Source organism: Nocardia sp. NPDC058633, assembly GCF_042717045.1.
GTDB lineage: Bacteria > Actinomycetota > Actinomycetes > Mycobacteriales > Mycobacteriaceae > Nocardia.
In genome coordinates, this window is the sequence record NZ_JBHXRA010000011.1 from 92862 (window position 1) to 116516 (window position 23655).

Below are 23655 nucleotides of genomic sequence, written 5' to 3' on the forward strand. Positions count from 1 at the left end.
AGAATACGGTCTTATTGAGGCGCAGTCAATAGCTATTGAACCAGATTCAGTAGTGGCTAGGATGTCACTTGTGAGTACCAGGAGTACGGGAGAGACGAAGCGTGTCCGGCTCGGCCCCGAGGAGCGGCGGCTACAGCTGATCACCCTCGGCGCCGAGATGCTGGCCGACCGGTCGCTCGAGGACGTCTCGGTCGACGACATCGCCAAGCAGGCGGGCATCTCGCGCGGCCTGCTGTTCCACTACTTCGCCTCCAAGCAGGAATTCCACGAGGCGATCGCTCGGCACGTGAGCACCGACTTCTTCACCGCGATCATGCCCAACCGTGAACTGTCGCTGTTCGACATGCTGCGCGACTCGATCGAACGGTTCGTCGACTACGCCACCGAGCATTCCGCGTCCTATCGCTCCGTGCTGCGCGGGCCCGCCAGTGTCACCCCCGACATGGCCGACTATGTCAACGAAACCCGTGGTGCCATCGCCGATCTCATCGTCAGCGAACTGCCGCTGCCGCCCGAGGATCCCGACCTGGCCCGGCTCACCCTGGCCATTCGCGGCTGGATCGCCTTCGTCGAAGAGACCATCCTCACCTGGATGATCGACAAGCCGATCAGTCGCGAGGCGCTGGTCGACCTGCTGGTCGAGTCGTTGCCCGCGCTGGCGTTGAGTCCGGCGTTGATCACGGCGCTGCAGGGTTGAGCTCGCTGTCAACGGACAGTGCGGCGTGTTGCGAACCGGGGATCTCGGGACGCGCGAGCTTCACGCTCGGCTGAGCAGGTTGTCAGGCCGAGCCCTTCGGGCGGGCGCGCAGATGCGCGCGCTCGCCCTGCTTGCCGAACAGGCTGATGAATTCGACAGATTGCTCGTCGGCGGCACCGAACCAGTGCGGGACGTGGGTGTCGAATTCGGCGGCCTCGCCGGGGTTCATGATCAGGTCGTTGTCGCCGAGAATCAGGCGCAGGCGACCGTTGAGCACGTAGAGCCACTCGTAACCCTCGTGCACCTGCGGCGTCTGTGGCCGATCGCGGGCGCCCGGGGCGATGATCATCTTGAACGCCTGGATGCCGCCCGCGCGTTTGGTGAGCGGGAGCATGGTCATGCCGTGGCGGGTGACCGGGCGCAGGTGGATCCGCGGGTCGCCGGTGGGCGGGGCGTCGACGAGTTCGTCGAGGGTGACGCCGTGCGCCTTGGCCAGGGGCAGCAGTAGTTCGAGGGTGGGTTTGCGGTCGCCGGATTCCAGCCGGGACAGGGTGCTCACCGAGATGCCGGTTTCCTGGGACAGGTCGGCGAGGGTGGTCTGGCGCTGTTTGCGCAGGACGCGCAGCCGAGGGCCGACCGAGTCGAGGGTTTGATCGAGGTCGTCCATGGCATTCAGTTTGCCATGTCGGCAAAGAAGGTTGCCAGTCTTCGGTGCGGGGATGCAATGTGGATTCTCGAAGGAGGTCGAGATGACACAGCTGGATGATTCTTACGACGTGGTGGTGCTCGGTGGCGGAGCCGCTGGGCTGAACGCGGCGCTGATGCTGGCGCGTTCACGGCGCTCGGTAGCGGTGATCGACGCGGGGTCTCCGCGCAACGCACCTGCCGAGGGGGTGCACGGACTATTGGGGCGCGAGGGAATGTCGCCGTTGGAGCTGCTCGAGCGCGGGCGGGCCGAAGTGCGTGGGTACGGCGGACATGTGGTCTCGGGTCAGGTCGTCACGGTCGACCGTGACGCCGATCCGTCGGGGACCACCGACATCGAGGGCTTCGTGGTGACCCTCGCCGACGAGCGGACCGTGCGGGCCCGGCGCGTCCTCGTCGCCACCGGCCTCGCCGACGAGCTCCCCGAAGTCAGTGGCCTACGCGAACACTGGGGTCACGACGTGCTGCACTGCCCGTACTGCCACGGCTGGGAAGTGCGCGATCAGCGCATCGCCGTGTTGGCGAGCAGTCCGATGTCGGTGCATCAGGCGCTGCTGTTCAGCCAGCTCAGCGACGACATCGTCTTCCTCTCCCATACGGTGGCCCCGGTGAGCGACGAAGACGCGGAAAAGCTGATGGCACGCGGTATTCGGATCGTCGACGGCGAGGTCGTGGAGGTACTCGGCGCCGACCGCCTGACGGGCGTTCGGCTCTCCGACGGCACCGTCGTCGAACGCGACGCCCTGGTGGTGGCCCCTCGGATGAACACCCGCGCCACCTTCCTCGCCGGTCTGGGTTTGGTTCCGCAACCGCACCCCTCCGGCGCGGGCGACCACATCCCCGCCGACCCCGTAGGCCGCACCTCGGTCCCCGGTGTCTGGATCGCGGGCAACGCCACCGACCCGTCCGCCCAGGTGGGCGCCGCCGCCGCGGCCGGTGCCATGGCGGGCGCGCAGATCAACGCCGAACTGGTGATGGCCGAAACCGCGGCCTCGGTCGCCGAACGTCGCGTACGCGAGGGCCGGAGCGAATCCGCGTCCGTCTAGCGGAGTGGTCCTCGACGCAGCACATCCGTCGAGGACCACTTTCGGCCCCGGCGTAGGTCACGCCGGGGCGATGCGCCGGGGCGCTCAGTTGTCGGTAGCCGGGCACACCGTGCTGCTGAACGGGCACGGCTTGAACAGTTCCTCGATGAGCATCACCAACGTCCCGCTGCCGCTGGTCGCATCGGCGCTACCGGTCTCGGCGACCGGCGCGGCTGCTGTCGGCGCGGCCATCGCCGTAGCGGGCGCCACAGCTCCCAGCGCCACGATCGCCATCCCGGCCATGACAAGTTTCCCGATCGACACGCTGTCTCCCATTGTTCGAAAAGTATTGCCGCAGAACGGGCAACAGCAATGATCCCTTCTGAACCGACCGACCGGTAGCCCCGAAAACCGGGGCGCAGGAACGCCGTGTCACCGAGTGCGGTGGCCCTGCACGTCATCGATGGCCGAGGTCAGCAGCGCTCGGGCCTTGTCGGGCGAGAGTTGGCCGATGGTGACGTGCAGGGCGAGGCCGTCGAGAAGGGCGAGAAGCATGTCGGCGGCCGAGTCGGGGTCGGGATGGTGGGCGATCATGGCGGCCAGGTGGTCGCGGAAGCCAAGGCCGTTGGCTGCCAGGGTTTCCGCCACCCGGGGGCGGACCGAGGCGAAGGCCAGGTAGCCGATCAGGATGCGCGCGTCGGCGGCCGATTCGGCATCGGTGGGCAGCAGGGCTGTGAGGATGTGGCGCAGGTCGGGGTCGGGGCCCGCCGCGGCGATCCGTTCGGTGATCCGTTCGGCGATGGTGGTGGTCGCGAACTCCATCATCGCCTCCTTGCTGGGGAAGTAGTGCTGCACCTGACCGGCGGACACGCCTGCCTCGGTGGCGACGTGGCGCAGGCTGATCGACTCCAGCCCGTCTCGGGCGAGCAGTCGCATCACCGCGTCACTGATCGTCGCGCGTCGAGAACTGTGATCCACCCGCTTCGGCATTGGTCCATCTTTTCACAATGCACTTGTATTGCCACCTTCTCGCTCTTTACAATGCAAGTGTATTGAAAAGGAGGGTCCATGCGCCCGATCACCCAGCTCGCACGACGTTTCGTCCGCCTCGAAATCGACATCTGGGTGAGCCTCGCGCGCGCCCTCGCCCGCAGGCCCGACATCGCGGCCGGTACGCCGATTCGATACGCCGGTGCGGTCTCGGCGTTCTTCTGGGCGTTCCTGGTGGTCAGTGCCGTGGAGATCCCGGCTGTCCACCTGATCATCCCGTGGCCGCCGGTCCAGCTCGTCGCCCTGATCCTCGGCGTCTGGGGACTGTTGTGGATGGCAGGCATGCTGGCCGCGCACCACATGTATCCCCACGTGCTCACCGACGAACTCCTCCGGATCCGCTCCCTGCGCCGGGTCGCCCTCGACCTCCCCGTCGCCGACATCCGCGCCGTACGCACCGATCTGCGCGCCTACGACGGCGCAAAGTCGCTGCAGCTCACCGGCCCCGGCGAGACAACGCTCGCTGTGATCGTCGGCAGTTCGACCAATATTCGCGTCGACCTGACCGAACCGCGCACCTTCCACACCCCCCACGGCGACTTCACGGTCGGCACCGTCGCGTTCTGGGCCGACGACCCGCGGGCCGCGCTCGCATCGATTCGTACGGCGATGGTGACGGCCCGAGCCCTCTGACCCCCGAAGGTCTCAGTCGGACCCGCCCTGCGCGCCGCTGTCGACGCGGGAGATTCAACTCCTGCCGGGCAGGGGCGCGTCGTCGGGGAAACGGCGGACGACCTCGATACCGCCGACGATATTGCGGTTGAATTCGTCGAGATCCTCCGCGGGGATCCAATATTCGAGGATGTCGCGGCCACCGGCTTGTTGCACGTCGTAGCGGTCGAGGTAGGTCGTATCGACCTCGAAACGGGTGACGTAGCCCGCGCCGGAGGCCGGCACGTTCCAGTCCCTTGCGATGAGGATCGCGTAGGCCTCGTTGAGGACCGGGTAGAAGATCGGCTGGTCGGGCAGGCGCGGTGGCCAGGTGCGCCAACCGGATTCGGCCACCAGGGCCAGCTCTTCGGGGCCGGTCGGGCGCCACAGGGTCGTGGTGTGCATGCAGGCACCGTAGTCGTGACCGCGGTACGGCGCCCAGTGGATTTCGGGTCGGTAGGCTCAGTGGGGGTCGAAGGTTTCCAGGCCGGTTACCCGGAGCGGGTCGAGAGCCGTGGCGATGGGGGTCGCGGAGGAGTCGCCGAACAGGGCCGCGGACAGAGTTTCCAGGCCAAGATGTCAAATTTCGCGAACAGGACCATCACGGGCAGATCGGCGAGACGGTCGAACAGACGCATCACAATGGGGCGGATGAGCATCGAGATCCGGCCTGCCTGTGGCGGTTCGGCGGCGGCCAGCCGATAGACGAAGTCGCGGTCGACATCGTTGAGGCGCAACGCCCTGGTCAGGGCGCCGAGAGCTTGGTTGAGTTGTTTTGGGCCGCGGCCCTGCTCGAGCCGCACGATATAGTCGACGCTCACCCAGTATTCCTCTTGGTGAGAATTGTCAGCCTCGTCCTGGGCGGACGAGCCTCCCGCTCTTTATTCGATCGAGTACGCCTTCGGAATCCAGCTCGTGACGATCCCCGGGATTTTCCTTGTAATAGGTAAGGATGCAAAGCAGTAGGGCAGGATCGACGCCAAATGATGTCGCCGGAAGAACTATCTCCTCAACGCCCTTATTGCGACTCGGTCGCGCGTCTTTGCCTTTACATGCATCAAATATGAATTCCTCATGCGGGAGCGGAGTCAGGCATACGGAATTTACATTGTTCACTACCCGAGGCTCGATTCGATCGATACTGCCCCAGTGGATCGTTAGGGTAACATTCCCCATCCTGCGCAGGACCCCGTCTCTGCTAATCGTTATGCTGTTTTCGCTAGTTCTAATTGTAAGCAAAATTAAAAGAAACGCAAGCAGTCCTGCGGCTGCGACTGATAACGTGATGGCAAGCACGTTGAAAGCTACCCGATCGCCGCTGCCGGTCAGGAGCTGTTCGAGCGACAGGGTCGCCCGTGTGAGCGTGAACGCTAGTCCGACTGTCAGCCATAGCACAAGAGTTACTCGCCAGTATCGAACCAAGCGGAACTGAAGTCCGAGAACGTTGCGGTCGGGTCCTTTGATAAGCAAGTTGCGCGGAATTCGCTTTCGTCGAGCTCGCAAATGCGGCGCGCCAGCTGCCACGAATGTCAAGCCTACGAGAATTGCCAGCAGCCCGAAAATTGTCCGAGCTGAGTTCCCGGATTTCGCAGCTTCGATACTGTAGGGTATGAATACCAAGGCCCCGATCGCGAAAAACGTAGTCGCCGCAATTGTTTGGATTGCCGGACGCGGTTTTCCCCAAACTGTTTGCCACGCAGGAAGCGGAACCCTGGGGCCTTTGGTCGGGACTATTGTCAATATTCTCGAGTGCACTGACATCGTAGATTCTTTCTACTTGAAAGGCTGTTCAGCAACGTATGCACCAGCGGATCCTCCGAAGAACCCACCGAGTGCAGCGCCTCCTGCGCCGCAGGCAAGAGGAACCCAGGCCCCGACCCCGGTCAGAACCGCCGGTGAGCAAAACTGTGCACCTAGCCAAGCGCCTGCCGCCGCGCCACCCATTCCACCCAGCGTGCCGCCAGTGGCGTTCGCGATCGCTTCGTCGGCCGGTTTTCCGTTCTGCCAGTCGTCATAGTTGATGTATGAGTTGATGCCAATTGTGGCGGGCCAGCCGAGCACCTTCGCGGCGGTTCCGGCGGCACTCGCCGCACCTGCCTTTCCCGTAGCGTCGGCCGAGGCGTCGAGCGCCTCGATCGCGGCACGACCAGCGCCGGGGGTACCAGCATCGAGCATGCTATTGGCGATGATCTGTTTTGCAGCGGCATTGCCCGCCAGCCCCGCCGCCTCACCAGCCATCGTCTTGCCGACTTGGCTGACTGCCTCACCACCTCCCGCAGCTGCAACACCCGCACCTGATGCCCACGGATGGGTTTCAACTGTTCCGGTGGTCGAGTCGACAAATCCCGTTCCATGCCCGCCACTCCAAGCCTTCACCACGTCCCATGGGCTTTGTTGGGCGACGCCGGGGACGGCGGCCTTCGGATCGTAGGCAAGGACCGACTTGTCGGAGAACTCTGTGACTACCTTGCCATCGGCAAGTTCTCGTGTGAGCGCCGACCGACCGTCGGGGTAGGTGGTTTGGATGGTACCGTCCGGCTGCAGAACCGATGTCATCTGCGCTGAATTGGATGTTCCTATCAATACTTGCTGGCCGTCGGGACCGACCGCATATCGCTCGTTGGCCGTGAAACCGTCGGGGCCCTTCCACTGCCGGTCGATGACGCCGTCCCTGTGTGTGTCAGTCACGATTCCGCCGTCAGCGCGGTAGGACTCCGAAAGCTTGGTGCCCACCGACCCGTCAGGGTTGATCGCATAGGTTTCGTTTCGCCCCGTGCCCGTTGGGATGGTGCGGCTCCGCTGGGTGGTTCCGCTCGCGTTCGTGACTGTTGTGTCGATGATCCCCGATCCGTCCGCACGAGGTGTCATCACCGTCGTGGTCGACGGACCGCCATTCGTACTGGCAGTGATTGTGGTCGCCCCGTCCGGTCCGATCACCGATTGCGCAACAGTCAAGGTGCCATCCGCGTTCGGGGTGATGATGCGTGTGGATCCATCGGGCATCATCACCCGCACTTCCTTGCCCTCACTCAGCGCCTGGGCGGCCTCCACCGGGGAGGGAATCAATGATCCCGGAGTCGCGTCCGTTGACGGGCGTCCGATTCCGAGGTCGCGCATCGCTTTCGACGGCGCTTCGGTGGCGACCAGGGTGTTGAGCTCAGTCGTCGCGGTCTGCAGTCTGGTCTGGACCGAGGTCGCAACGCCTTTTGCGTGTTGCAATGCCCCGAGTAGCTCCAGGCTGTAGCGTCCCGCCTCGGCCATCAGTTCCAGGCCGGCGGTGATCGACGCCCCATTCTCCATGCCGGTCTTTCGCAACTCCCTGATCTTCGCGTTTGCCGACACAATCCCGCGGTCGTCGATTTCGAATCCCCACTCGACGAAGTTGTTGCGTTTGGTCAGAACGAAGTCTTTGGCAGCTTGTAGCTCGGACTTGCCCGTGCTGAGTACGATCTTGACAGCGTCGATCTTTGCCGAGATATGACTTCCCGCCGTCTTGTCGCTGACCACTCGGCTAGCAGCAGCGTCTGCTCCCGCACCGTTCCAAGATTCAGCGAGATCGTCCTGTTCGATCAGCATCGACGCCAAAAGACCGTCGAACTTGGCGACGACGACTCCGAGCGACGAGGTTCCGGCATCGAAGACACCGCCGTCCCACGCTTCGACTTGCGAGATCCGCAGCGCGGCTTCGGTCATGACACCCCGCCCATCGCCTGCAGACCGGCGGCGAACTGTACATCGGTTATCTCATAGTTGTCACCGGCGCCCCTGGCGATGGTGGCCATCTCGGCCGGTCGGGTAGCGAAGGTACCCAGCGCGCCCTTGACGGCGGTTTGGGCGCTGGTCAAAGCGGCACCGATGTCGGTGCCGGGGAATACTCCCACTGCGCCGAACGACGCCGTGTTGGTCATTGTCGCGGTGTTCTGCAATGCCTCGACATCGTCAGATAGGCCGTCCAACCAGCCAGCCCATGCCCGGAGCGCATCCGGGTCCACCTTCAAACTCATCGCCCCCGCCTTCGTCCGATCGGCCGATTATTGCGATATCGGCGTCGAAGCGGGAAGTGTACCGCCCGCCTCCAACTGTGGATCGGGCGCGGCAAGGGGCGACGTGGCTCGAGGTAGCGGCTTCGGGCCAGACCAGGATCGGGGGCGTCGGTGTGCGTTGGCCGACGAAGACGCGCTGGCCGCATGCATCGAGGCAGGCGAATCCGCCCTATGGGCAGCGGGATTCGACATCGTCTCCTGGCAGGTACCCGCCGACCCCGACCTGGCGGAGTCGAAAATGCGCGAGTGCGCGGCGCCACGTTCGGGCGCGCGATGATCGGTGCGGGTGTGCGGATGGCGCCCGAACACACCCTGTTCGAACGACTGATCAATGTCGGGAGCGAACTGGAACTCGGAATCCTGTCCCGCTTCAACACTTCTCCGAAGACCACGATCGACGCTCTGCGTCGCTGAGTTCAGCCCGGCTGATTCGTACCTCCAGCGAAGTCGAGCTCGCGCCCACGGCAGTGTGCAAGCATTCAACCTTGCGGCACGGCCGGGGATGGTTGTTGACAGTGTTGCTGCCTACTTGTGACCGCCGCCATGGTCGTGGCTGCCGCAGGTGTCTGTTCGGCGCCCGCCCGCGGAGGCCTGGCCCGCCCCATGGCCCTCGAGCGCCGCGAACGGGCCGCACTCGTGCGGGGCGATCCATACGTGCACCATCGGATTGCCCGCACCGGGGTTGATCGAGTTGGGCGGGCAGTTGCCTTGTTCATCGGTGACGCCGGCGACCTGCGGGCCGTTGTCGCCTGCCTTCCAGCAGAGGTTGTCGTGGACGTGCCACTGCATCAGCGACCCGCCGAAGTCCACGAGGGTCGGGTCGTCGATCTTCTTGCCGTTGGCGATGTACATGGCCGAGACGAGTGTGCGGTTCGTGCCGTCGACTCGGTAGACCAGCGACTCCGGGTGGGTGGCGTCGAGGAAGTTGTCGTCACGGATGTAGCCGGTGTTGATGTAGTGCTCGTACCCGGTCGCCGAGTCGCCGATCGAGCGGAAGCCCAACGCGCCAACGGTATTCACATCGGCGAACGCGGGCAGGCCGTCGAGGGTGCTGCGGATCAGGTTGGTGGCGCGGGCCTGCTGGTCGGTGCTCACGCCGGAGACACCGGACAGGTCGATCGGCGCGGTCGGATCATAGGGGCGAGGCCAGTTCGCGTCGTCCCCCGCGCCGTGCGCGTGATCGTCGCCCGCGGCGTGCGCGTGCTCGCCGGTTTCGCCGTGGCTGTGGACGTGTCCGACGCCGTTGAGCATCGCCGCCAGCGCGAGCACACCCACTGCCGCCGCCGCGATCCCCGAGCGCATCGGGGGCAAGGTCGCGGTGGGCCGCAGCAGCCCGACACCGGCGGCGACAACGGCCAGCGCACCCAAAGCGGCACACACGGTGTCGGCCACCTGCGGTGACTCCGCGGTCAACCCGGCGATGAACGGCACATCCGCGAACCGCGTGAACGCCCACACCGCGGCCGCGGAACCGTTCACCGCGAGCATCGACGCCACGACAACCTTGCGCTCGCTCAGCAACACCGCCACCCCGGTCGCACACTGCACCGCGGCGAGCACCACCATCAGCCGCGCCAAAGTCGCGTGCTCGGTATGCATCCCCGCCGCCATGAAGTGCACAGCGCCCGCCCCTACCGACGCGATCCCGCCGAGCAGCAGGAATCCGTTTCGTCCGCTCACTTGTCACACTCCTGTCGATGGTTCGCGGCGGACGCTACTCGGCGACCGTGAGGCCGGTCTGCCGTACTCCTGAGAGATCTCTGTGATCCAGATCTCCTCGCCGGTTGCCGCCGGGAAACCGTTGCGGTGGTTAACGAGTTTCGGTCCGGTGGCCATATTCGGGTATGAATCTGAAAAGAACGCAAAGTCAACGGGTTTCGGTTCGGGTCGGGGTGGCTGCCGCAGCCGCCGTCGCCGCGGTCGTCGGGGTGGTCGGTCCAGCGGCGGCGCTGCCGTCCGACCCGGTTGTTCAGTTCCAGCCGACGCTGGTGCGGGTGCCGGGCAACAATTGCGCGGCCATCATCAATGCCGAGACGGTGCCGCAGCCGCAGGCCGGGCATCTCGGGGTGCGGGTGAAGATCGTCCAGACCGGGCAGGACTGCGAGGGTTATCGAGTGGCGGTGCGGTGGAAGAACCTGGATACCGGCCGGGAGAACGGTCAGTCCCACACCGTCGACGCCAATGGCGTCATCAACGCGACCGACGGTGTGATCACCGGCATGGGCATGGGCCCCGGGCCGGGCCGGGTCGAGGCGGAAATCGTCGCCACCGCCGACCTCTACCCGCATCACCCTGAACTGGAACAGCTCTCGGGCCGGGCCTGGTTCACCCTCAACCAGTAGCAAACAGGCGACAGGGGCGGATCCGAAACGGATCCGCCCCTGTCGCACTATGTTTCGAGCACTACGTGCTTTCGAGAACTACGTGGTCGGTTCGAAAGCCTCGCCGATGATCTCGGCCTGTTCCACGGCGTGTACCTTCGACGAACCCGAGGACGGGGCCGACATGGCGCGGCGCGAGATGCGACGCAGGCGGCCGAGGCGCTCGGGCAGCACTTCGGGCAGGTTCAGGCCGAAGAAGGGCCATGCGCCCTGGTTGGCCGGTTCTTCCTGGACCCAGGCGATGTCGGTCGCGTTGGGGTACTTGGCCAGTGCCTCGTTGAGGCGGTACGTCGGGATCGGGTAGAGCTGTTCGATCCGGACGATGGCCACGTCTTCGCGCTTGTGCTTGGCCTTCTCCGCGGCCAGCTCGTAGTAGAGCTTGCCCGAGGTCAGCAGGATGCGCTTGACCTTGGCGGTGTCGCCGATGCCCTGTTCGTAGGTGGGCTCGTCGAACACCGAACGGAACTTCGACTCGGTGAAGTCCTTGACGTCGGACACCACAGCCTTGTTGCGCAGCATCGACTTCGGGGTGAAGACGATCAGCGGACGACGGATCCCGTCGAGCGCGTGGCGACGCAGCAGGTGGAAGTAGTTCGCCGGCGTGGACGGCACCGCCACGGTCATCGAGCCTTCAGCGCACAGCTGCAGGAACCGCTCGATGCGACCGGAGGTGTGGTCGGGACCCTGGCCCTCGTGGCCGTGCGGCAGCAGCAGCACCACGTCGGAGAGCTGGCCCCACTTGGCCTCACCGGAGGAGATGAACTCGTCGATGATCGACTGCGCGCCGTTGACGAAGTCACCGAACTGCGCCTCCCACAACACCAGTGCGTTGGGGTTGCCCAGGGAGTAGCCGTATTCGAAGCCGACCGCGGCGTACTCGCTCAGCGCCGAGTCGTGCACCGCGAACCAGCCCGGATTCTCCGAACCGATGTTGTGCAGCGGGGTGTACTCGACCGCGTTGACCCGGTCGATGATCACCGAGTGGCGCTGGGTGAACGTGCCACGACGCGAGTCCTGACCGGTCAGGCGCACGTCGTGGCCCTGATCGATCAGCGAACCGAAGGCGAGCAGCTCGGCGAAGGCCCAGTCGACCTTGCCCTCGTAGGCCATCTCGCGACGCTTCTCCAGCACCGGCTTCACGCGCGGGTGCACGTTGAAACCGTCGGGAGTGTTCAGGAACGCGTCACCGATGCGCTGCAGGACCGACTTGTCGACCGCGGTGATCACCGTGGCGGGCACCTTCTGGTCGTCCTCGACCGATTCCGACGGTTCCGGAATGTACTTCTCCAGCTCGCGGACCTCGTTGAAGACACGTTCCAGCTGGCCTTGGTAGTCGCGCAGCGCGTCCTCGGCCTCCTTCATGGAGATGTCACCACGGCCGATCAGCGACTCGGTGTAGGCCTTACGCACCGACCGCTTGGTGTCGATGATGTCGTACATCTCCGGCTGGGTCATCGAGGGATCGTCGCCCTCGTTGTGCCCGCGGCGGCGGTAGCAGACGAGGTCGATGACGACGTCCTTGCGGAACTTCTGGCGGAAATCAACTGCCAGCCTGGCGACCCAGTCACAGGCTTCCGGATCGTCACCGTTGACGTGGAAGATCGGCGCGCCGATGAACTTCGCGATGTCGGTGGAGTACTCGGTGGAGCGGCTGTTCTCCGGCGCGGTGGTGAAGCCGATCTGGTTGTTCACCACGATGTGGATGGTGCCGCCGACGCGGTAACCACGCAGACCCGACAGGTTCAGCGTTTCGGCGACCACGCCCTGGCCGGCGAACGCGGCGTCACCGTGCAGCATCAGCGGCATCACCGAGAAGCCGTCGGGGCCGTCGCCCTTGTCGAGTAGGTCCTGCTTGGCGCGCACCAGACCCTCGAGCACGGGGTCGACCGCCTCCAGGTGCGAGGGGTTGGCGGTGAGCGAGACCTCGATCTCGTTGTCGCCGAACATCTGCAGGTACTGGCCGTGCGCCCCGAGGTGGTACTTCACGTCGCCGGAGCCGTGGGTGGCCGCCGGGTTCATGTTGCCCTCGAACTCGGTGAAGATCTTCGAGTACGGCTTGCCGACGATGTTGGCCAGCACGTTGAGGCGACCGCGGTGCGGCATGCCGATGATGACCTCGTCCATCCCGTACTCGGCGCACTGGTCGATGGTGGCGTCCATCATCGGGATGACGGCTTCGGCGCCCTCGAGCGAGAAGCGCTTCTGGCCGACGTACTTGGTCTGCAGGAAGGTCTCGAACGCCTCGGCCGCGTTGAGCCGGTTCAGGATGTACTTCTGCTGCGCGACAGTCGGTTTGACGTGCTTCTGCTCGACGCGCTCCTGCATCCACTTGAGCTGATCGGTCTCGAGGATGTGGGTGTACTCCACACCGACGTGGCGGCAGTACGCGTCGCGCAGGATCGAGAGCACATCGCGCAGCTTCATCCGGTCCTGGCCGTGGAAACCGCCCACGTCGAAGGTGCGGTCGAGGTCCCACAGGGTGAGGCCGTGCTGGGTGACGTCGAGGTCGGGGTGGCTGCGGAACTTGTCCTTGACCAGGCGCAGCGGATCGGTGTCGGCCATCAGGTGCCCGCGGTTGCGGTAGGCCGCGATCATCTCGAGCACGCGCGCGCTCTTGTCGACACCGCGCGCGCTGATGTCCTTGCGCCAGCGGATCGGCTCGTACGGCACGCCGAGGCCGTGGAAGATCTCGTCGTAGAACTCGTCGGAGATCAGCAGGTTGTGGATGGTGCGCAGGAAATCGCCCGACTCGCCGCCCTGGATGATGCGGTGGTCGTAGGTCGAGGTCAGCGTCATCAGCTTGCCGACGCCGATATCGGCGATCCGCTCGTCGCTCATGCCCTGGAACTCGGCGGGGTACTCCATCGCACCGGCGCCGATGATCGCGCCCTGGCCCGGCATGAGGCGCGGCACCGAGTGCACGGTGCCGATGGTGCCGGGGTTGGTCAGCGAGATGGTGACGCCGGAGAAGTCGTCGGCGCCGAGCTTGCCCTCGCGTGCGCGGCGTACGACGTCCTCATAAGCCGCGTGGAACTGACCGAAGCTCATGTCTTCGGTTTCCTTGATGGCGGCCACGACCAGCGATCGGTTGCCGTCCTTGCCCTGCAGATCGATCGCAAGGCCGAGGTTGGTGTGGGCGGGGGTGACCGAGTTCGGCTTGCCGTCGATCTCGGCGAAGTGGCGGTTCATGTTCGGGAACGCCTTGATCGCCTGCACGATCGCGTAACCCAGCAGGTGGGTGAACGAGATCTTGCCGCCGCGGGTGCGCGCGAGGTGGTTGTTGATCACCAGGCGGTTGTCGATCATCAGCTTGGCCGGGATCGCGCGTACCGACGTAGCGGTGGGGATCGTCAGCGAGGCCGACATGTTCTTCGCGATGGCGGCGGCGGGGCCGCGCAGCACCTTGTTCTCCGGGCCCGCGGCGGCAGCCTTGGGTGCGGTGGTGGTGGCCGGTGCGTTGGACACCGGTGCAGGCGTGGTCTGCGGTGCGCGCACGGTCTTGGCGGCCGGAGCCGGAGCGGGAGCCGGAGCCGCGGCGGGCTTCGGCGGTGCCGTCGCCACAGCGGCCTTGGGAGCCGGGGCCTGAGCAGCGGCCGACTTGGGAGCCGGGGCCTGAGCAGCTGCCGACTTGGGCGCGGCGGCCGTCGCGGGAGCGGAAGAGGCGACCGGTGCCTCGCTGTTACCGGACTCTGTCGCTTCCGGGGTGTAATCCGCGAGGAACTCGTGCCAACTCGCGTCGACCGAGGACGGGTCCTGTTTGAACTTTTGATACATCTCGTCGACTAGCCACTGGTTCTGTCCGAACTGGGAAGTTGAGCTGCTCACAGCTGGTGTTCGCCTCATTTCGTTCTTCGCGCTGCGACGTTTGTGACGTGCCAGGCAGGGGTATCAGCGGATGGCTGCCGATGCGCCCGCACCGAGCATATGCCCAGCGGTTGACAGGCGTCGCTACCGGTCTTGGGTCGACACTATGCCCTCTGCCTCCCTGCCCGCCGCCCAGAGTCTCGAGTAATGGCCCCTACTGGCGAGTAGGTCGAGCGGCGCACCGAATTCCACGATACGGCCGTCTTCGACCACGGCAACCAGATCCGCGCGCGCCGCGGTCACGAGTCGATGCGCGACCACGACGGTGGTCCGGCCCCGCGCCAGCGATCGGCTCGCTACCAGCACCGATGCCTCGGTCTCCGGGTCGAGCGTGGAGGTGGCCTCGTCGAGCAGGAGTAGGTCGGGATCGACCAGTTCGGCCCTGGCCAGCGCGATCAACTGGCGTTGGCCCGCGGAGAGTCCACGTCCGCGTTCGCCGACCGGATGGTGCATTTTCCTGGGTAAACCGTCGATCATTTCCGCCGCACCGACAGCGTCGGCGGCGATCGCGATGTCCACCGATGTGGCAAAACTTTGCCCGAATGCAATGTTGCTCGCCACGTCGCCGGTGAACAGGTGAACTTCTTGGGGCACGATTCCCAGCCGCGCCCGGTACTCGGTGAGCACGTAGTGCCGAAGATCGACACCGTCGACCCGGATCGCGCCCGCCCCCGGCTCGGGCGGCAGATCGTAGAGGCGTGCCAGCAGCTTCACGATCGTCGATTTGCCCGCGCCGGTCGGGCCCACCAGTGCCAGCGTCGCGCCGGGGGGCACGGTGAAGCTCACCCCGTCGAGGGCGGGGGCGCTCGCGCCGGGATAGCGAAAGTGGACGTCGTCGAAGACGATCTCCCCGTGCAGGCGATCGACGGAGATCGCGTCGGGTGGGTCGGCGGCGATCGAGGAGGTGGTGCGTAGCAGGTCGCCGATGCGCCGCAGACCGACTCTGGCCTGCTGATAACCGTCGAACACCTGGGACAGATCCTGGATGGGACTGAACAACAGACCCAGGTAGAGCACGAAGGCGACGAGCGTTCCGGTGCTCGTGCGCCCGTCGGCGACGGCGTTGGCGCCCAGGTAGACCACCACGGCCAAGGCCAGGTCCGCCCAGGCGAGGCCGAAGGAGAAGTAGGCCGCGATCGCACGCTGGGCGCGGATCCTGGCATCACGATAGTTGTGGGAGTACTCGGCGAAGCGGCGTGCGGCGGTCGGCTCGTTGCGGGCGGCCTGCACGGCGCGCAGACCGGCGATGTTCTCCTGGAAACCGGCATTGACCACCGAGACGCGTTCGCGCGAGACGGTGTAGGCGACCGAGGAGACCCGGCGGAAGGCGAGGGTGGCCAGCAGCATCGGCGCCACGGCGATCAGCACGACCACCGCCAGCCCGGCATCGATGAAGAACAGTCCGACGGCCACGCCGATCAGGGTGATCAGTGCCACCAGCCCGGTCGCGACCCCGGTCTGCAGGAACGTCGACAGCGCGTCGACGTCGGTGGTCATCCTGGTCATGATGCGGCCGGACAGTTCGCGTTCGTAGAAGTCCAGCCCGAGTCGCTGCAACTGGGCGTAGCTGCGCACCCGCAGCCCGAACAGCACCCGCTCGCCCGTGCGCGCGGTGAGCACGGTGACGGCGGCGCCGACCACCAAACCGGCCAGGACCAGGCCGGTACCGATCAGCGCCGACACCAGCAGCGCGGTGTCGTCGCCCGCGGTGACACCGGTGTCGATGGCGTAGCGCACCAGCGGCGGGAAGGCGATGCCGAGCAGGGCGTCGACGACGAGCAGCAGCACCACCACGCACACCAGGCCACGCACCGGGCGCAGCAGTGCGCGCAGGTTGAAGTCGGGTCGGGGTGCGCGGTGGTCGCCGGGCAGTGCGGGTTCTTCGGTGGCCGGGGGCAGGGCGTCGACCGCGGCGCGAAGTTCCGGGGTCTCGCTGAGGTCCTTCGACGCCGACGACATCGACCGCGGCTTGCCCGCGTCGAGGCGGGGTGTGGTCTTCACGGCCGTCGTCGGCACCACCGACCCGGTGGGTGCGGGCAGCCGGATGACGCGATCGGCCTGGGCAAGGGTCGATTCGCGGTGCGCCAGGATCAGCGTGGTCCGCCCGCCCGGGTCGGGCAGTCGGCGGAAGATCTCGGCCTCGGTGACGGCGTCGACCGCCGAGGTGGCGTCGTCGAGCACCAGCACCCGCGGGCGGGTGAGCAGCACTCTGGCCAGGGCGATGCGCTGGCGTTGGCCACCCGACAGGGTCAGCCCGCGTTCGCCGATGACGGTGTCGTAGCCCTCGGGCAGCGCGGCGATGAACTCGTCGGCGGCGGCGGCCGTCGCGGCGGCGGAGATCTCCGCGTCGGTGGCGTCGGGCCTGCCGAGCGCGATATTGGCGGCGATGGTGTCGGAGAACAGGAACGGATCGTCGAAGACGACACCGACCGCGCCGCGCAACTCCTCGGCGCGCAGATCGGCCAGATCGACCCGGGTGCCGTCGGTGCCGACGAGATTGATCCGGCCCGCGTCGGGTGCGTAGAAGCGGGGCAGCAGCAGCGAGAGCGTGGTCTTGCCCGAGCCGGCGGGACCGATCACCGCGACCGTCTCGCCGGGTCGCACGGTGAGATCGAAATCGGCCAAGATCGGTTGATCGGCCTCGAAACCGAACCCGACAGCGTCGAATTCGATCCCGAGCGGTCCCGGTGGTAGCTCGGTGGGATCGTCCGGGTCGACCAGTACCGGCGCCGCGTCGATCACCTCGAAGACGCGGTCGACGGCGGCCTTGGTGAGCTGGGCCATGATCACCACCGAGGTGATCGTGCGGGCCGAAGACGTCATGGTGGCGAGATAGGCGGTGAACGCGAGGAAGGTGCCGATGCCGATCGCACCGCGCGAGGCGAGCACGCCGCCGACGATGATCACCGCGACCAGCCCGGCCTGCGGCAGGGCCGACACCACCGGCGCGAACCTGGCGTTGATCCGCGCGGCGCGCATGCGCTCGGCGAACAGCAGCCGACCGTGCTCTTCGAGGATGTCGACCATTCGGGATTCCTGCCCGAACCCCTTCACCACCCGGACACCGGTCACGGTCTGCTCGACGTGTTCGGCCAGATCGGCCGCGCGCTGCTGCGCCGACCAGGTCGCCGCGTAGAGCCGGGGCCGCATGCGCAACACGATCACCGCCATCGCGGGCGCGACCAGCAGGGCGGCCAGCGCCAGCGGCGGACTCAACCACACCATCACCACCGCCGACAGCACGAACTGCAACACCGCCAGCCCCGACCACGGCACCATCGCCAGCAGCCCTTGCACCAACTGCAGGTCGGTGATCGATCGCGACACCACCTGTCCGGTACGGATCGCGTCCTGGCCCGCGCCGTCGAGCCGTTGCAGGGCGGCGAGCAGCGAAATCCGAAGGCTGTGTTGCACTTCCAGCGACAGTTTGCCCGCCCAGAGCCTGCGCGCGAAGGTGACGACGAACCGCGTCACCGCCAGTACGGCGAGCAGGGCGGCGGCGGTGCCGATCACCGAGGTGTCGCCCGCCTGGGCGGCGTCGACCGCGCGTTTGGTGGCCAGTGGTGCGGCGATGGCCACGGCTGCCCCGGCCAGCACCGAGACCGCGATGCCCGCCAGCAGCCGCCGATGGTGCAGGCACAGGCGCCACAGCCGGTGCATCCACCCCGACGATCCCGCCTTCGCGGGCACTACAGGTCTCGGTTGCGCAGGTCCCACCACCCCGCCGCGCCGACCGCCGCGGTCCACAGCAGCAGCACCACCAGCGCCGCCGGTGTCGGTGCGAACACCTCGGCCTCGTCGAACGAGCCCGCGCTCACCCCGGCCACCGTGGCGGAGACGGGCAGCAACGCGGCGAATCCGCCTGCTCCGAAGCCCTTGGCCACCAACCAGATCAGCGGTTCGATCGCGAACGCCCAGCCGAGCACCAGCCACGCCGCGCCGCTGAACGTGCGCAGCAGCAGCCCGATTCCGGCACCGAGCACGGCCCAGCACACGGCGACGAGCAGTCCGGCGGCGAGTACTTCGAGCAGCTGCCAGCCCAGGTCGAATTTCCCGCGCGCCGCGACCAGCAGCACCACAAAGCTCACGAGTTCGGCGGCGAGCGCGAGGGCGAAGGCGAAGCCGGCGACCGCGACGTACTTCGCGGTGACCAGCCGGTCGCGATCGGGCGCGAACAGCACGGTCAGCGCCATGGTCTTGTGCCGGTATTCACCGCCGGTGGCGGCGATGCCGAGCAGCGCGGCGACCACGAAGACCGCGATCATCCCGAGGTAGAGACCGATCGTGGCGGCACCGGTCGTCGGCTGGCCCTTCGGATCGGCTGGCCCCGACATGATCGCGGTGATCAGCGTCGCGACCAGCGCCAACGCGATCGGTGCGGCCAGCAGCAGCCGGGTCTGCCGTAGCGCGACGACCTTGCGCGCCTCGGTGTCGATACCGGGAACGAGATCGGCGGGCAGCACGGAGGTGGTCATCGGGGTGTCCCATACGAGGTCGGTGCCGGGGCGTAGGCGGCGGGATTCGGCGTCGACACGGTATGCCGGTGGCGGCGCGGTTTGGTCAGTGCGGCGAGTACCCGATCGGGGTGGATGGGATCGGTGACGATGCTGCCGATCCGCACCTGGGCGTGTTCCGCGATCGAGCGGATGGTCGCCTCGCTCGCTTCGGCGACGGCGAGACGGCCGTCGGGTCGCATGACCGCGTCGGTGAATCCGTGGCTCGCCAGTGCGGTCGCCAGCGCGATGGACGGCGAGGCGGCGACGACGAGGCGGTCGGGATGGCCGCGGCGCAGCTTGGCCGGTGTGCCCTGCCAGACGACCGTGCCTTCGCTCAGCACCACGAGTTGATCGGCGATCGCCACCACGTCGGCCAGCGCGTCCGAGCTCACCAGCACGGTGCCGCCACGGGCGGTGTGACGGCGCAACACCTCGTGCAGCCAGCCGCGTTCGATGCCGTTCGCACCCGCGAACAGATCGTCGAGCACGAGTAGCGGGGGATCGGCCAGCAAAGCCGTCGCCAGGGCCAACCGCGTCTGCTGGCCCGGATGTAGCCGGGCCACAACGGTATCGGCCACGGCGCTGAGTCCGGTCTCGTCGAGCACCGCGGCGATCCGGCGCCGGGACGCGCCCGCGACCGGCGCGTGGGACCACAGCTGGTCGCGCACGGTGCGTGCCGGATGGAGTCCACGCGGACTCAGGACGGCCCCGACCGCGGCGGGACCGCGGTCGAGGCCCTCGATGGTGCCCGTGGTCGGCTGCTGCAGGCCCAGCGCCATGCGCACCACCGTCGACTTGCCCGCCCCCGCGGGCCCCACCAGCGCGGTCACCGAACCGGTCGGCACGGCGAAGTCGATCTCGTGGACCGCGCTCACCGGGCCGAACTGCTTGCCCACGCCACGCACGAGCACGGCATCACCGCCGCGGCCCTCGCTCACTTCTTGTTCACCTTGCCGGTGCCGATCGCGGGCAGCGGGTCGGCGTCGATCACGTTGTGCAGCGGGGTGGGCCACATCGCGGGCGCGGGCCCGAAAGCCTTGTGCGCGTTCTCGATGGTGACCTTGCCCAGCGCCCGGTTGCCCGCGCCACCGATGGCGGCACCGATTCCGGCGGGGAGCACTTTGCCCGCCATCAGCGCGACTCGCTTGGTGATGAACCGTTTCATGAACTGCTGCAGCAGTTTGCTGTTGATCCCCCCGATGCCGGGGACCTTGGTAGCGAGCTGGCCTGCCCAATTCTTGGACTGGCTGCCGAGGCCCTTCTGCACGATCGCCATTCCGGCGTCACCGAGCACGACCGCGAGCACCAGCGCGCGCCGGGCTTCCTTGTCCTCGGGCTCGATGCCGTGCACCGCCGCCTGGGCCAGGGTGAACAGGGCCGAGGCCTCCATGAAGAACACGGTCTCCGCACTCACGGCGCCGAGCGCGGCGATCGTGCCGATCCCCGGCACCGCCGCCGTGGCGCCGACCGCGGCACCGCTGCCGGTGACGGCGAGCAGGTACTGCTTCTCCAAGCGGGCCACGATCTGGGCCGGAGTCTCCCCGGGATGACGCTCACGCAGGTAATCGACATAGCGGCGTACGGCCGGCGCCTGCAACTTGGACCCGGTGTCGAGCACATCGACCACGGCTTTTTCGATCGCGTTCTTGAACACGGCGTCGTCCTCCTCTTCGCCCCAACGAGTCGAACTGTAGGGCACTTCCGTACCCGCGAGCTCATCATGTCAACGACTACCGACAGCGCGCGGTTCCGTGATCTGGGTGACCTGTCCCCACCTCCCGGTCCGACTGGCTCTGTCGGGGACCGCGGCCGGGTTCTACGCTGACCCGATGAGCGAAACCAGGCCAACCCGACTGACGCGCGAGTTCACCGAAGCCGGTGCCGAGATCGCGACGATCACGATCGACCACCCGCCGCTGAACCTGTTCGATCGCGAACTCATCGACGCGCTGATCGCCGATCTCGCCGCGGTGGGCGCACAACCGCCGCGCGCTCTGCTGATCAGGGCCGAAGGCAAGGTCGTCTCGGGCGGCGTCGATGTGAACATCTTCGACGGCCGTACCGTCGAGGAAGGCGCGCAGCTGTGGCGTGAGCTGTTCGAGCAGATCATCCATCCGCTCGAGGCGCTGCCGTGCCCGGTGGTGTTCGCCGCGCACGGGCTCACCCTGACCGCCGCCTTCGAGATGTCGCTTGCCTGCGACATCATCCTCGCGGCGCCGAAGGCGAGATTCGGGCTGGTGGAGACCGTGGTGGGGCTCACGCCGTCGATGGGCGGGCCGCAGCGGCTGGCCGAGCGGGCGGGCTCGGGGCGCGCCCGCGAGTTCGTGATGACCGGCGACCTCTACCCCGCCGCGACGATGGCCGAGTGGGGCGTGGTCAACGCGATCCACGACGACCTGGATGCCGCGGCAGGCGCGCTGGTCGCCCGGCTCGCAGACGGCCCGACCCGCGCGCACGCCGCGACCAAGCAGATCATCGAGGCGTGGCGTTCCGGCGGTGTGGCACACGCTGATTCGGTGACCCCGAAAGTATCGGGTGAGCTGTTCGGCACCGCGGACCTGCGTGGTGCGGTACGCAGTTTCCTCGAGAAGGGACCGGGCAAGGCGACCTATCGCGGCGAATGAACGCCCCGAGCGCCTGACAGCAGTGTGATCCACGTCATATAGTCGCAGTGCGGCTGTATCGACGTACGGAGGTCCGGATGGGTCATGGCGAGCACGAACCGGGCGAGGCCGTCTTCGAGTTCCCCGCCACCAGTGCGGCAACGCAGCTGCGGCGGGGCTCCGACGGCGTGCTGCGTTACGGCGACCTCAGTCCGGCCCTCACCGAACTGCTCGATCTGCGGGTGCACTCCTTCACCAACCGCGAGGCTGTCGTCGAGGTCGGCGGCCCACGCCTGACCTATCGCGAACTCTGGCACAGCGCCTCGCGGATCGCGGGCGGCCTGCAGGACCACGGTATCGGCTACGGCGATCGGGTCGCGGTGCACATGCCGACCAGCGCGCGGTGGGTGCAGGCGTTTCTCGGCGCGCTGCTCTGCGGCGCGGTGCCGGTCCTGGTGCCCGACGCCTTGCCCGCCGCGGTCGCCGACCGGGTGATCGCCGACAGTAGCGCCGATTTCGTACTCGGCCCCGACGGGCCGCTGCCCGACAGCACCGCCTATATCGATGACGGTGCGGCACTGGCTGATCCGGCTCTGCTCTGCTATACCGGCACCGCCGCGCGGCAGTCCATGCCCGCGGGGGTGGAACTGACCAACGAGAATTTGCTCTCGGCGGTGTCGTCGGTGGTCGGCGCGCTGGGGCTGCCTGCCGACGGGTTGCGCAATCTGGTGCTGCTGCCGCTGGCCCACGCCAGCGGTTGCGTCGACCAGTTGTTGCCCACCTTCGCCGTGGGCGGCACGGTCGTCCTCGCACCGGGTGCCCGCCGACTCGCCGACGTCCTGGTGAGCGAGCGGATCGACACCGTCTCGGCCACCCCGCGGATCTTCGCGGGGCTGGTCCCCGAACTCGTGGCCCGCCGCTCCGGCGACGGTGTGCGCCGGATCAGCAAGGCCTGTCATCGCTCCGAACGCGCCGCCGCCGCGGCTCCCGCCACTCTCACCGCCGCGCTGCGTGAGCTGTTCCCCGCGGCCAGGCAATGGTCGGTCTGGGGTGCCACCGAGACCAGCGGCATCGGCCTGGTGGTCGACGACACCGACCTCGCCCACTCCGACGCGACGCTCGGGTTCGCTTTCGGCGGAACAGAATTGGCGCTCGCCGGGCCGCGAGCCAGTGCCGGTCGCGGCGAATTGTTGTGTCGCGGACCGAATGTCAGCCGCCGCTACTGGAACAATCCCGCCGCCTCGGCCGCCAGGTTCAGTGGAAGCTGGTTCCACACCGGCGATTTCGTCAGCATCGATGCCGACGGACTGGTCCGCGCCGACCCGGGTCGCCGGGCCGGTGGGCTGTGATCCGCGCTGGATTCGTTGGCGGCGGTCCGGTCACATCAGGCGCGCACGCAGGGCCTCGCGCAGGTCGCCGGTGAGGCCGACGACGGCGAGGTAGTCCTCGATGTCGCCGTGGATCTCGCGCACGCTGGCGTCGGCGGTACGCAGGTATTCCTCGCGCACGCCGAGGAGGTCGTCCGAGAGCGCGTCGCCGTTGCCGATCTTCGGTTCCAGCAGCATGCGCAGTGGCTCGACGGCGGCGTTGCTGGCGAGGAAGTCGGCGTACACGTCTTCCTCGGTGACACCGACCGCGCGCAGCAGGGTGGCCACCGCCCAGCCGGTGCGGTCTTTGCCCGCCGCGCAGTGCACCAGGACCGCGCCGTCGCCGCGCACGATCGAGCCGGCCAACTCGGCGATCGCGGTGTGTGCCTCGGGCAGCGTCGGGAAGGCCCGGTAGACCTCGATCATGTGGGCGAACGCCGAGACGGTCTTCGCCTCGTGCGGCGGCGCCTCCTCCATCCGCGAATCGAACGGCGTCACGTGCAGGCGCACGTCGTCGGGCAGGGTGTCGTGGCCGATGTGGTCGATCTCGACGATGCCGCGCAGATCGTGCACATCGGTGACGCCCCATTCGCGCAGGGTGTCGTGACCCTGGTCGTCCAGGCCACTCAACTGGGCGGACCGCAGCAGCACGCCGGGGCGCACGGTGGTGCCGTCGGCGGTACGCAGGCCGCCCACATCGCGGAAATTGAAGGTGCCGCTGAGGGCGAACTGGTCGGCAGGAGGCGAGAGAGTCACCTGACCAGGTTATCGGC

The 23655-nt window shown here is 67.2% G+C and carries 22 protein-coding genes; 8 read left to right on the forward strand and 14 right to left on the reverse strand.

Translation table 11 applies throughout. From position 1 onward, the window contains the following. The first annotated feature begins 61 nt into the window (after positions 1-61). A complete protein-coding gene (locus tag ACFWUR_RS16500) occupies positions 62-697 on the forward strand; it encodes a TetR/AcrR family transcriptional regulator (RefSeq protein WP_378907695.1) in 636 nt (211 codons plus the stop codon). A gap of 82 nt (positions 698-779) precedes the next feature. On the opposite strand, the gene ACFWUR_RS16505 is transcribed toward ACFWUR_RS16500, so the two are convergent. Next, the gene (locus ACFWUR_RS16505) at positions 780-1364 is read right to left on the reverse strand and encodes a helix-turn-helix domain-containing protein (RefSeq protein WP_378907697.1); all 585 of its coding nucleotides are present in this window, start codon (positions 1362-1364) and stop codon (positions 780-782) included. 82 nt (positions 1365-1446) lie between these two features. Between ACFWUR_RS16505 and ACFWUR_RS16510 the strand changes: the two genes are divergently transcribed. Continuing rightward, positions 1447-2448, forward strand: a complete 1002-nt coding sequence (locus tag ACFWUR_RS16510; protein ID WP_378907699.1) for an NAD(P)/FAD-dependent oxidoreductase — start codon at positions 1447-1449, stop codon at positions 2446-2448. 84 nt (positions 2449-2532) lie between these two features. Here the strand turns inward: ACFWUR_RS16510 and ACFWUR_RS16515 are convergent, their stop codons facing one another. Both ACFWUR_RS16515 and ACFWUR_RS16520 read right to left on the reverse strand, forming a co-directional pair. Then, positions 2533-2763, reverse strand: a complete 231-nt coding sequence (locus ACFWUR_RS16515) for a hypothetical protein (RefSeq protein ID WP_378907701.1) — start codon at positions 2761-2763, stop codon at positions 2533-2535. A gap of 96 nt (positions 2764-2859) precedes the next feature. Continuing rightward, a complete protein-coding gene (locus ACFWUR_RS16520) occupies positions 2860-3417 on the reverse strand; it encodes a TetR/AcrR family transcriptional regulator (RefSeq protein WP_378907702.1) in 558 nt (185 codons plus the stop codon). A gap of 78 nt (positions 3418-3495) precedes the next feature. Here ACFWUR_RS16520 and ACFWUR_RS16525 point away from each other — a divergent pair, with 78 nt between their 5' ends. Continuing rightward, on the forward strand, positions 3496-4110 hold the full coding sequence (locus tag ACFWUR_RS16525) for a hypothetical protein (RefSeq protein ID WP_378907704.1): 615 nt from the start codon (positions 3496-3498) through the stop codon (positions 4108-4110). Between the two features lie 54 nt (positions 4111-4164). On the opposite strand, the gene ACFWUR_RS16530 is transcribed toward ACFWUR_RS16525, so the two are convergent. The 4 genes from ACFWUR_RS16530 to ACFWUR_RS16545 all read right to left on the reverse strand — a co-directional run bounded on the left by ACFWUR_RS16530 (position 4165) and on the right by ACFWUR_RS16545 (position 8132). Continuing rightward, entirely contained in the window at positions 4165-4533 is a 369-nt protein-coding gene (locus ACFWUR_RS16530; protein ID WP_378907706.1) for an ADP-ribosylation/crystallin J1, read from the reverse strand. An 86-nt stretch (positions 4534-4619) separates the two neighbouring features. Further along, positions 4620-4949 (reverse strand): hypothetical protein, encoded by a 330-nt coding sequence (locus ACFWUR_RS16535; RefSeq protein ID WP_378907707.1) that lies wholly within the window; start codon positions 4947-4949, stop codon positions 4620-4622. 952 nt (positions 4950-5901) lie between these two features. Then, positions 5902-7821: a hypothetical protein gene (locus tag ACFWUR_RS16540; RefSeq protein ID WP_378907709.1), complete on the reverse strand. Its 1920-nt coding sequence runs from the start codon at positions 7819-7821 to the stop codon at positions 5902-5904. Beyond that, positions 7818-8132 (reverse strand): type VII secretion target, encoded by a 315-nt coding sequence (locus tag ACFWUR_RS16545; protein ID WP_378907712.1) that lies wholly within the window; start codon positions 8130-8132, stop codon positions 7818-7820. Before ACFWUR_RS16545 ends, ACFWUR_RS16540 begins: the two co-directional genes overlap by 4 nt. Before the next feature lie 157 nt (positions 8133-8289). Between ACFWUR_RS16545 and ACFWUR_RS16550 the strand changes: the two genes are divergently transcribed. Both ACFWUR_RS16550 and ACFWUR_RS16555 read left to right on the forward strand, forming a co-directional pair. Beyond that, positions 8290-8448, forward strand: coding sequence for a hypothetical protein (locus tag ACFWUR_RS16550; RefSeq protein ID WP_378907714.1), 159 nt, complete (start codon positions 8290-8292; stop codon positions 8446-8448). Next, the gene (locus ACFWUR_RS16555; RefSeq protein ID WP_378907717.1) at positions 8418-8585 is read left to right on the forward strand and encodes a hypothetical protein; all 168 of its coding nucleotides are present in this window, start codon (positions 8418-8420) and stop codon (positions 8583-8585) included. The genes ACFWUR_RS16550 and ACFWUR_RS16555 overlap by 31 nt, the downstream gene beginning before the upstream one ends. Positions 8586-8696: 111 nt before the next feature. Here ACFWUR_RS16555 and ACFWUR_RS16560 read toward each other — a convergent pair whose 3' ends face one another. Next, positions 8697-9851 (reverse strand): hypothetical protein, encoded by a 1155-nt coding sequence (locus ACFWUR_RS16560; protein WP_378907720.1) that lies wholly within the window; start codon positions 9849-9851, stop codon positions 8697-8699. A gap of 212 nt (positions 9852-10063) precedes the next feature. Here ACFWUR_RS16560 and ACFWUR_RS16565 point away from each other — a divergent pair, with 212 nt between their 5' ends. Next, the gene (locus ACFWUR_RS16565) at positions 10064-10513 is read left to right on the forward strand and encodes a hypothetical protein (protein WP_378907722.1); all 450 of its coding nucleotides are present in this window, start codon (positions 10064-10066) and stop codon (positions 10511-10513) included. Positions 10514-10591: 78 nt separating this feature from the next. On the opposite strand, the gene ACFWUR_RS16570 is transcribed toward ACFWUR_RS16565, so the two are convergent. The 5 genes from ACFWUR_RS16570 to ACFWUR_RS16590 form a co-directional block, all read right to left on the reverse strand. Next, complete coding sequence (locus tag ACFWUR_RS16570) at positions 10592-14395, reverse strand: multifunctional oxoglutarate decarboxylase/oxoglutarate dehydrogenase thiamine pyrophosphate-binding subunit/dihydrolipoyllysine-residue succinyltransferase subunit (protein ID WP_378907725.1); 3804 nt, start codon at positions 14393-14395, stop codon at positions 10592-10594. 105 nt (positions 14396-14500) lie between these two features. Continuing rightward, positions 14501-18076: an ABC transporter ATP-binding protein gene (locus ACFWUR_RS16575; protein WP_378907728.1), complete on the reverse strand. Its 3576-nt coding sequence runs from the start codon at positions 18074-18076 to the stop codon at positions 14501-14503. Between the two features lie 29 nt (positions 18077-18105). After that, the gene (locus ACFWUR_RS16580) at positions 18106-18891 is read right to left on the reverse strand and encodes an ABC transporter permease (RefSeq protein ID WP_378907730.1); all 786 of its coding nucleotides are present in this window, start codon (positions 18889-18891) and stop codon (positions 18106-18108) included. After that, a complete protein-coding gene (locus ACFWUR_RS16585) occupies positions 18888-19850 on the reverse strand; it encodes an ATP-binding cassette domain-containing protein (RefSeq protein WP_378907733.1) in 963 nt (320 codons plus the stop codon). The genes ACFWUR_RS16580 and ACFWUR_RS16585 overlap by 4 nt, the downstream gene beginning before the upstream one ends. Next, a complete protein-coding gene (locus ACFWUR_RS16590) occupies positions 19847-20566 on the reverse strand; it encodes a hypothetical protein (RefSeq protein ID WP_378907735.1) in 720 nt (239 codons plus the stop codon). Before ACFWUR_RS16590 ends, ACFWUR_RS16585 begins: the two co-directional genes overlap by 4 nt. A 175-nt stretch (positions 20567-20741) precedes the next feature. On the opposite strand from ACFWUR_RS16590, the gene ACFWUR_RS16595 reads away from it, so the two are divergent. Then, positions 20742-21536 carry an enoyl-CoA hydratase/isomerase family protein gene (locus ACFWUR_RS16595; protein WP_378907738.1) on the forward strand — a complete coding sequence of 265 codons (795 nt, stop codon included), beginning with the start codon at positions 20742-20744 and terminating at the stop codon, positions 21534-21536. Between the two features lie 77 nt (positions 21537-21613). After that, positions 21614-22864, forward strand: coding sequence for a class I adenylate-forming enzyme family protein (locus ACFWUR_RS16600; protein ID WP_378907741.1), 1251 nt, complete (start codon positions 21614-21616; stop codon positions 22862-22864). Between the two features lie 30 nt (positions 22865-22894). On the opposite strand, the gene ACFWUR_RS16605 is transcribed toward ACFWUR_RS16600, so the two are convergent. Further along, complete coding sequence (locus ACFWUR_RS16605; protein ID WP_378907743.1) at positions 22895-23638, reverse strand: tyrosine-protein phosphatase; 744 nt, start codon at positions 23636-23638, stop codon at positions 22895-22897. Positions 23639-23655 lie beyond the last annotated feature (17 nt).

Bases quoted from the DNA above. Each gene is read 5' to 3' on its own strand.
- ACFWUR_RS16540 (WP_378907709.1), bottom strand. From the start codon at position 7,821: ATGACCGAAGCCGCGCTGCGGATCTCGCAAGTCGAAGCGTGGGACGGC.
- ACFWUR_RS16595 (WP_378907738.1), top strand. From the start codon at position 20,742: ATGAGCGAAACCAGGCCAACCCGACTGACGCGCGAGTTCACCGAAGCC.
- ACFWUR_RS16520 (WP_378907702.1), bottom strand. From the start codon at position 3,417: ATGCCGAAGCGGGTGGATCACAGTTCTCGACGCGCGACGATCAGTGAC.
- ACFWUR_RS16510 (WP_378907699.1), top strand. From the start codon at position 1,447: ATGACACAGCTGGATGATTCTTACGACGTGGTGGTGCTCGGTGGCGGA.
- ACFWUR_RS16505 (WP_378907697.1), bottom strand. From the start codon at position 1,364: ATGGACGACCTCGATCAAACCCTCGACTCGGTCGGCCCTCGGCTGCGC.
- ACFWUR_RS16570 (WP_378907725.1), bottom strand. From the start codon at position 14,395: ATGAGGCGAACACCAGCTGTGAGCAGCTCAACTTCCCAGTTCGGACAG.
- ACFWUR_RS16500 (WP_378907695.1), top strand. From the start codon at position 62: ATGTCACTTGTGAGTACCAGGAGTACGGGAGAGACGAAGCGTGTCCGG.
- ACFWUR_RS16545 (WP_378907712.1), bottom strand. From the start codon at position 8,132: ATGAGTTTGAAGGTGGACCCGGATGCGCTCCGGGCATGGGCTGGCTGG.
- ACFWUR_RS16600 (WP_378907741.1), top strand. From the start codon at position 21,614: ATGGGTCATGGCGAGCACGAACCGGGCGAGGCCGTCTTCGAGTTCCCC.
- ACFWUR_RS16530 (WP_378907706.1), bottom strand. From the start codon at position 4,533: ATGCACACCACGACCCTGTGGCGCCCGACCGGCCCCGAAGAGCTGGCC.
- ACFWUR_RS16580 (WP_378907730.1), bottom strand. From the start codon at position 18,891: ATGACCACCTCCGTGCTGCCCGCCGATCTCGTTCCCGGTATCGACACC.
- ACFWUR_RS16515 (WP_378907701.1), bottom strand. From the start codon at position 2,763: ATGGGAGACAGCGTGTCGATCGGGAAACTTGTCATGGCCGGGATGGCG.
- ACFWUR_RS16575 (WP_378907728.1), bottom strand. From the start codon at position 18,076: ATGCACCGGCTGTGGCGCCTGTGCCTGCACCATCGGCGGCTGCTGGCG.
- ACFWUR_RS16525 (WP_378907704.1), top strand. From the start codon at position 3,496: ATGCGCCCGATCACCCAGCTCGCACGACGTTTCGTCCGCCTCGAAATC.